Annotated in this window: 6 protein-coding genes and 1 pseudogene; 1 reads left to right on the plus strand and 6 read right to left on the minus strand. The window is 61.0% G+C overall.

Annotated features, from left to right (window positions below):
- Window positions 1-606: 606 nt before the first annotated feature.
- The 4 genes and pseudogenes from PU724_RS33045 to PU724_RS33060 all read right to left on the minus strand — a co-directional run.
- Complete coding sequence (locus tag PU724_RS33045; RefSeq protein WP_354425979.1) at window positions 607-1,254, minus strand: plasmid pRiA4b ORF-3 family protein; 648 nt, start codon at window positions 1,252-1,254, stop codon at window positions 607-609.
- Window positions 1,255-1,894: 640 nt separating this feature from the next.
- Window positions 1,895-3,313, minus strand: coding sequence for an FAD/NAD(P)-binding protein (locus tag PU724_RS33050; RefSeq protein WP_354425975.1), 1,419 nt, complete (start codon window positions 3,311-3,313; stop codon window positions 1,895-1,897).
- Complete coding sequence (gene ssuD, locus PU724_RS33055) at window positions 3,310-4,482, minus strand: FMNH2-dependent alkanesulfonate monooxygenase (protein ID WP_354425973.1); 1,173 nt, start codon at window positions 4,480-4,482, stop codon at window positions 3,310-3,312. The genes PU724_RS33050 and ssuD overlap by 4 nt, the downstream gene beginning before the upstream one ends.
- 220 nt (window positions 4,483-4,702) lie before the next feature.
- A pseudogene (locus PU724_RS33060) lies at window positions 4,703-4,896 on the minus strand (zinc-binding dehydrogenase); the annotation flags it as partial.
- Between the two features lie 10 nt (window positions 4,897-4,906).
- Here PU724_RS33060 and PU724_RS33065 point away from each other — a divergent pair.
- Window positions 4,907-5,155 carry a hypothetical protein gene (locus PU724_RS33065; protein WP_354425971.1) on the plus strand — a complete coding sequence of 83 codons (249 nt, stop codon included), beginning with the start codon at window positions 4,907-4,909 and terminating at the stop codon, window positions 5,153-5,155.
- A gap of 172 nt (window positions 5,156-5,327) precedes the next feature.
- Here PU724_RS33065 and PU724_RS33070 read toward each other — a convergent pair whose 3' ends face one another.
- Window positions 5,328-5,951: a 4'-phosphopantetheinyl transferase family protein gene (locus tag PU724_RS33070; protein ID WP_354425970.1), complete on the minus strand. Its 624-nt coding sequence runs from the start codon at window positions 5,949-5,951 to the stop codon at window positions 5,328-5,330.
- Between the two features lie 209 nt (window positions 5,952-6,160).
- The coding region (locus PU724_RS33075) for a thioesterase domain-containing protein (protein WP_426213797.1) at window positions 6,161-7,323 on the minus strand (1,163 nt) is incomplete at its 5' end.

The following is a 7,323-nucleotide window of genomic DNA, read 5'->3' on the forward strand; positions in this document are numbered from 1 at the left end:
GCTAGAGGCGGGAGTGTCTGGCGCTGATCGCCGACACCTCGCTGTCGGGCCTGCGCGTCGTGCGCGAGCTCGACACCATCATCCGCTGTCTCAGCCGCCGCCGCTCCTTCATTCCGCAGGTGCTACGGCACGGAGCTGACCTCCATGGCAGTCCAGCACTGGTGCCAGCAGACCGGCGTCGAATGGCACTACATGGGACCATCGCCGCCGACCCTGAGATCCGTCAGGAGATAACGACGTTAAGGGCATCGGTCGAAGCCCGTTTCGGTGAAGAAGGAGCACGCGCCATGCTGCGCGCCTCGGCCTCGGGCGAAAGGTTCCAGCACCCCTCCGTGCCAAAATCGGCCGAGGCGAATCTGAGGCAGGTCACCACGGCATATGGCGCTGCGCGGGAAGGTGGAGCGGCGGTAGAGCGGATGAACGAGAGAGAGAGCCTGGGCGAGCGCCAATCCCAAGGGCGAGGATGAAGCCGTAGCGGCGGGGCCCGGTGGCGGCGTCTCAAGAGCCAGGGTTGCGTGCCGCAGCTCGAGAAGAGTTCCGCAGCATGTCTATTGAGCAAGGTCTTTCGAGTTGTGAAAGGACTAGACGTCCGCTCTCGCGCGGAGCTTAGGAGGACTGGTGGCCACGGAAGCAGTAGTCGCCGCGCGAGGCGCGCATAGCCTTGACGATCGCCTTGTTTATGGCGTCGAGATCACAGTTTTCGGGATGAAATTTGCGGCCGACCCACCGACGCATGGCCTTGTGTTCGTCGTGGCCGGGATCGTGCCATGCTTCGAGGAACTCGGCATAGCCGTGCGGACCGCCGACGTCCTCCGGTGGTCCTGACCGGTCAGCTGCGATACAGCGAGGATAGTTGACGCCTTCCTCGCGCGGAAGGCGTTCCAGACGGAGCAGATGGCGCCAGTTGTCGCCGAAGTCGTACTCATAAAGGATCGTGACGGGCTGTTCGTCGGAATCGTAGGAAAAGACGAAATCGATCATCCGGAGTTCGGTTGCCTCGAAGATGCGATTGGCGGACAGGCCGTCGTCATCGAACTCCGGCGCGCCATAGATGATGCCGCCGATGTTGAACTGGTGCAAATGGCTATCGGTCCAGCCAAAGGAGGCCTGGAGCACCTCGTGGAGTTGGGCAAGGTTGAGCGCCATCGGCATCTCGAGGGTGCGGCTGATCCTCGGCTCAATTCCGATAATGTGGGTCTCTGCGCGCACGATGTAGCTGTCGGGAGCAAAAGGGTCGAACATGTGGCTCACCATGCCGTGCCTAATTGGCGCGGGCAATGGGCTGGCGGCACAAATGTGGCGACCGGTGCGACCGTGGCCGCTTTCGGCCGGTGGAGCCGGGCGACTGACCATCACCAGGATGTCGAAGCGATTCACTGGGGCTCTCGACTGAGCTTTCCAGGGGACACCAGAACACAGTCATGTCGAAAGAGAATCCAGGCCCAATCATGTGCGCCGAACACTTACCCGCGCGCGTAAATGCCGGGCTTTTTCTTGGGCGAGCGCTGGAAACAGCGCGATCCGGAGATCGGCTGCGGCAGCAGCTCTACGCTTACACTACATTGAATTGAAGAACGACATATGATCGACCTGCGCCAAGTCTGCCAATCACGCTTCTGATGATGTTGCGCTGGACAAAACTGTGAATGATCGACGATGCCATGACTCGCAATCCACAAAGTGGAATGCCGCGGTAGCTGCGAATGCCCTGATTGACGGAGCTATTCTCCCGTTGAGTTGCCTGGGTTCGGAAGTTAGGACGACAGATGCTTTAAAAAGGAGAAGCTGATTTGGCCGATGACACGATGAATCTGATCGAGCTGACCACTGACATTTTCGTGACGCTGCCCGAACGGAAATACCAATTTTGCGCACCCGCATCCGCTGCGGATTTTCAGCGTGCGACCTCGATCGCCGGCTGGACGCCGAGCTGGCCTTCTATCTGCGAGGCGACCGTCTGCGCGTGACGCGCCACTTCCGGCAGGCCCATCAGTTCGCCGAAGGTGCCGCGCGCCAGCGGCCCGGCAACGAACAGGCCGTCGAGCGGTTCGCCATCCGGACCGGCGGCGCGGCTGTCCAGCGCAGTTTCGATCCCGAGCCCATGACGGTCGATCCGGATCAGGCCGGCATCGGCAAGCGAGCGCAGCGCCGGATTCGTCCGCAGCGCCTTGCCGTGCGCCGGTCCCGTGGTGTTGATCACCGCGTCGAAATGCATAGTCTCGAATTGCCTTTGGCCGCGCCGGCGCAAAACGACTGCCAGACGGTCTCCATCGTCGTTCGAGGTCACCAGGCTCGCAGCAATATTGTCGAACGTGCCCTCGGCGCGGCGACGCTCCAGCACGGCCTCTACCTGCGGCGCGATCCTGAAGCGATGCACGTCCCAGAAGACGCGCAGCCGGCGCACCAGCCGGGTGCGCTCATGTGGACCGAGGGCGGACCACAGCAGCGGACCCTGCAGCCGCAGCTGATCGAAGACCGACTGCCAGTTGACGCCGTCGGTGTCCGCCGCCGCCAACGTTGAGCGAACGCGCTCCAGCAATGCAAGCGCGGTCGTGGCCGGGGCCGAGACGAAATCGCCAAACGGCTGGCCGCGCACTTGCGGATGCCCGCGCGAGCGCAGCCCGTGACGCGACACGGCAAGGATGCGGCCGCGATGGCCGCGGCGGTCGAGCTCGGCGACGGTGTCGGCCGAAGTCAGCCCCGAGCCGACGATCAGCACCGACGCTTCCGGAGCGATCGAACCGAGCGCATCTCCCGAATAGACATCGGCAGCGAAGCCGTGCGCATCGGCGATCGGCTGCAGCGCGGTTGGTACATCGGGTGAAGGGTGCGTCATGGCGAGAACGACCACGTCGGCGGTGATCGGCTGACCGGATGTGGCCACGATCCAACCGTCGCCGTTGCGCCTCACCTCCTGGGCATGGTCTTGGATATGACGGATCACTCCGTTGCCGAGATGCGGTGCCAACTGTTCGGCAACATAGCGGCCGAAGACCCGTCGCCTCGGAAAGATATCGCCATTGCGCCACACGGCATCCGGATCGCGCTCGGCCTCGCCGTCATGGGTCAGCCAGCGCGAAAAATGCTCGGGCTCGTCCGGCGCCAGGTTCATCCGGGCCGCCGGCACGTTGACGCGATGCGACGGCTCCTCGCTGGAGTAGGCCAGCCCGCCGCCTAGGATCGGACGCGGCTCGACGACGATGATGGAGGGGGGTGCAGGCTGTCGGCCAAGCTGCCAGGCCAAGGCGGCGCCGGTGAAGCCGCCGCCGAGAATGACGACTTGGCTGCGTGACCGAGGCGGCAGTGCGTTCACGAGGCGCTGGCGAGCGATTTCGGCCGATGGTCGCCGGCGATCGTCTCGCCGAATGGACCGGTGTTGACGGAAGAGCCAGTGGCCTTGACCGGATGCTTGGTCGGCAGATGCGGCAGCACCAGCTCGCCGAAGCGGTAGGCCTCCTCCAGATGCGGATAACCGGAGAGGATGAAGGTGTCGATGCCGAGCCGCCGGTATTCGTCGATGCGTTCGGTGATCGTGGCGGGATCGCCGACCAGCGCGGTGCCGGCGCCGCCGCGCAGCAGGCCGACGCCGGCCCACAAATTCGGCGAAATCTCGAGCTTGGACCGGTCGCCGCCATGCAGCGCGCTCATGCGCGCCTGGCCTACCGAATCCATGCGCGCAAAAACCGTCTGCGCCGAGGCGATGGTCGCGTCGTCGAGCCGGCTGATCAGCCTGTCGGCCGCCGCCCAAGCTTGCTCGGTGGTTTCGCGGGCGATGACGTGCAGGCGGATGCCGAAGGAGAGCTTGCGGCCTGCCTTGTCGGCAAGCTCACGCACGCCGTCGAGCTTGCGTTCGACATCGGCCGGCGGCTCGCCCCAGGTCAGGTATTTATCGATCTCCTGCGCCGCCACCGTCGATCCGGCGTCGGAAGAACCGCCGAAATAGAGTGGCGGATGAGGCGTCTGCACCGGCGGAAACAGCAGCCGGCCGTCCTCGATGTGGAAATGCCGGCCCTCGTGCTCGACCGTCTCGCCTCTCAGCAGGCGCTTGTAGACCTGCAGGAACTCCTGCGTCACCTCATAGCGCTCGGCATGCGACGAGAAGATGCCGTCGCCCTTGTTCTCAAGCGGATCGCCGCCTGTGACGACGTTAATCAGCAGCCGCCCATTTGAGATGCGGTCGAGCGTTGCAGTCATGCGCGCGGCAAGGGTCGGCGACTGCAGCCCGGGCCGCACCGCGACAAGGAAGCGCAGCCGCTTCGTCAGCGGGGCCAGCGCCGAGGCGACAACCCAGGAGTCCTCGCAGGACCTGCCGGTCGGCAACAGCACACCGTAATAGCCAATCGTGTCGGCCGCTTGCGCCACCTGGGTCAGATAGTCGAGATCGACCGCCCTGCCGCCCTCGGAGGTGCCGAGATAGCGGCTGTCGCCATGCGTCGGCAAGAACCACAGCACCTTGATGCAATCGGGGATGTCGTGAGGCATGCCTGTTTGTCCCTAGGAAGCCAGATTGCGTTCGCCTTTGACTGCGAGTGGTTACGGCGAGCCTCGCCATAGAACACTATTCTACTAATTCTGTAGAGATTGTTTATTCTAAATCGCGGGCCGGCTTGGGAAATTCGTGCCTAGGGGCGCGCGTTCCTCACAGCTTGTTTGGTTTCCGATCTTCGCGGTCGTAGCGCAAAGGGTCTCTCAGCGTTTACTCTCAGGATGAGACCCGCACGATCAGCTTGCCGAAATTGCGTCCCTGCAGGAGTCGAGGAATGCGTCCGGGGCATTCCGCAGCCCATCGACGATATCTTCTCGGTATCGAATCTTCCCGGATGCGATCCAATCGGCCATCTCCCGATAGAAAGCCGGCCGCTGTTCCACGAACTCGCGCCGGATGCAGCCCCGGATGATACAATCCATGGATGATCCTCGCTGCAGTTGTCTGGCCGGATGTGGGGCTGCCTTCACCGCGCTTCCATCTGATCGCGTCGCAGGATTCGGTGAAGGCGACGTCCAGCAGGCAACCGAGCGTTTGCAGTCCGTGAGAGGCAGCCATCTGGCGCAGTTCATCGAGCCGGCAGATGATGAAGCCAAGCGCTTCCGCGCGGGCTTTTATTTTTTCCTGGTCCGTCACTTCAGCGGGCAGGCTTGTATCAGCAGTCGATGAAATCGGGGACGTCAGCCCCAGGGGAAGCAACAAGCCTCGGATTGGCAGTGACCTCCCTGACGGCAGCCTTGCGCGCGGCGGTGAGCGTGCGCAGCCTCTGGCCGGCAGAAGCGGCTACGTTTCATGTCCTGATCCTCTCGATGGGCCAGAACGAACTTCAAACCGGATTAGATCAGCGGGCAAGGTCATCTGTCGGCCATGAATACCCCAACCCGATTACATTGTTGGAAATAAGTAACTCGAGCGAAAACGTGCAATTTGCCTTCGCCACGTACCCTAATCGCGCAGAGATATCAATTTCCACATCCTGGAATTCAATGAAATGATTGTACAGTGAAAAACACGCCTTATACACCGCCTCCTTCAAAACGAAGAGGTCCCGCCGCTTGAGCAGATGTAGATCGTACATGCGTTGCTCGTTAGGGGTGGCAATCAATTCGATCAGGTTCTCCGGGAGAGGTTCATTAGGCTCAATATCGATGCCGAGAGCCGCAATCCGTTTGGTCCCTGCAATGGCGGCGGCTGCTACGGTATCGTGGTGCGCCAAAGATCCGACGACGCCGGGTGGCCAGATCGGAACACCAGAGCGCGTCTTTAGGATCGGCAGTAGTGGGAATCCCAGTTGCCCAAGGAGTGTTCTGGCGACTACTCTTGCGGCACCGCTTTGGCGGCGAACTTTGGTAACAACGCGTCCCAACGAGGTAACTTCGGAATGGTACAAGGTGGATTCGTCGCCCGGTTCTATCGGACGGATGCCGACGAGGATGTTCTGTTGATCAATGGTGATAGTCTGCATTGTATCTGGTCCCCTTTGAGCTTTTCGGATGAGAAGCTCAGCCCATGAAGCTTGGCCTTGAAGTTGCTCGACTCGGTCGTCGACCAATAGAGGCGGCAGACCAAATATGCTTCCCATCTTTGGATCACCGAGCCAGAACTCTCCGACATTGGATCGTCGCGATCCGAGACTGAACCTCGTCTGGGTGCCAGAACTTTCGGTGCAGTTCGCTAGGGATCTTTTTCAAGAGCCCCGGCTAAGTGCGTAGAAATAGCTCGGGCCAGAGCCTTGCGGTTTTCCAGAACACTCATCATCGTCACGTGGTCGCCTACAATCGGTACGGTAGTAATGGCGTCCGGACTCAAGACTCGGTCCCAGCCGCGCATGGGCGAACGTGCCTCTGGGCATAATGAACTCTTAGCTTGTCGCGCCCGAGAACTGAAGAGAGCCTCGGTGGCATAAAAATGATGTATCTCAACTGGCAGGGTTGGGACTTGGTACGCCTGCAGCGCCTCGTGAAACGGGGCGGTCCTTTCATACATCAAAACATCGTTATGGAGATTACGATCCAGAGGTATTGCCCCAATTTGCTGAGCCTTTTCGAGCAGCTGAGCGATTGAACTTTGTCTAGCAAATTGCTCCAACACTTCGAAGCTCTCATCATCTAAGGATTCAAAAGAATCCAGCACCACGTCTCGTACCATTTGGATGGGTGATATTTTTGTCAAGTTTGCAGGTAGCGTAACATCGATTAACGCGATGAAAGAGATAGCTTCATCGCGACCCAGTAAGAGCTGGGCTATGGCGTAAGCCAAGATTCCGCCTGATGAGTATCCAGCGAAACGATACGGACCCCGCGGCTGGATCTTTCTAATCGCCACGATGGTCTCCGCGGCTATCGCCTCAAGAGTTGGTGGACCAAGGTTATTGAAGGGGGGCCATGGCAGAGCGTAGACGGGACAGTCTACGTCCATTTCCTCCATCAGCCTGAGGACGTAGGAACAATCGCCAAAACCTGTGGGGACAAAGAAGAGCGGTGGCTGCGATCCGGTTGCCTGTACGGAAATCACTCCCGGAGTCCTGGGCTGTGGCTCCAAATGAATCTTCGATGCAAGTTCCTTCAGAACAGGGGCTTGGAAGAGGTCGGCGGCGCTAAAGTTCTGCCTAAGATCTAATGCTCGACTGAGTAACTGCACCGCCAGGAGCGAATGGCCGCCGAGTTCGAAGAAGTTGTCGTGGCGTCCGACCCGCTCGACCCCGAGCAGTTCCGCCCAGATCTGCGCCAGCGCCGTCTCGACCGCGCCCTGCGGCGCTTCATAGGCGGCGTGCGCATAGGCCTCGTCGTCGGGGGCGGGCAGCGCCTGGCGGTCGAGCTTGCCGTTCGGTGTCAGCG

The sequence above is a fragment of the Mesorhizobium abyssinicae genome, assembly GCF_049887195.1.
In the GTDB taxonomy this organism is placed as follows: Bacteria; Pseudomonadota; Alphaproteobacteria; order Rhizobiales; family Rhizobiaceae; genus Mesorhizobium; species Mesorhizobium abyssinicae.

What these genes read in the sequence shown, in the direction of transcription:
- ssuD (WP_354425973.1), bottom strand. Translation starts at nt 4,482, where the DNA reads ATGCCTCACGACATCCCCGATTGCATCAAGGTGCTGTGGTTCTTGCCG.
- PU724_RS33070 (WP_354425970.1), bottom strand. Translation starts at nt 5,951, where the DNA reads ATGCAGACTATCACCATTGATCAACAGAACATCCTCGTCGGCATCCGT.
- PU724_RS33045 (WP_354425979.1), bottom strand. Translation starts at nt 1,254, where the DNA reads ATGGTGAGCCACATGTTCGACCCTTTTGCTCCCGACAGCTACATCGTG.
- PU724_RS33065 (WP_354425971.1), top strand. Translation starts at nt 4,907, where the DNA reads ATGGATGATCCTCGCTGCAGTTGTCTGGCCGGATGTGGGGCTGCCTTC.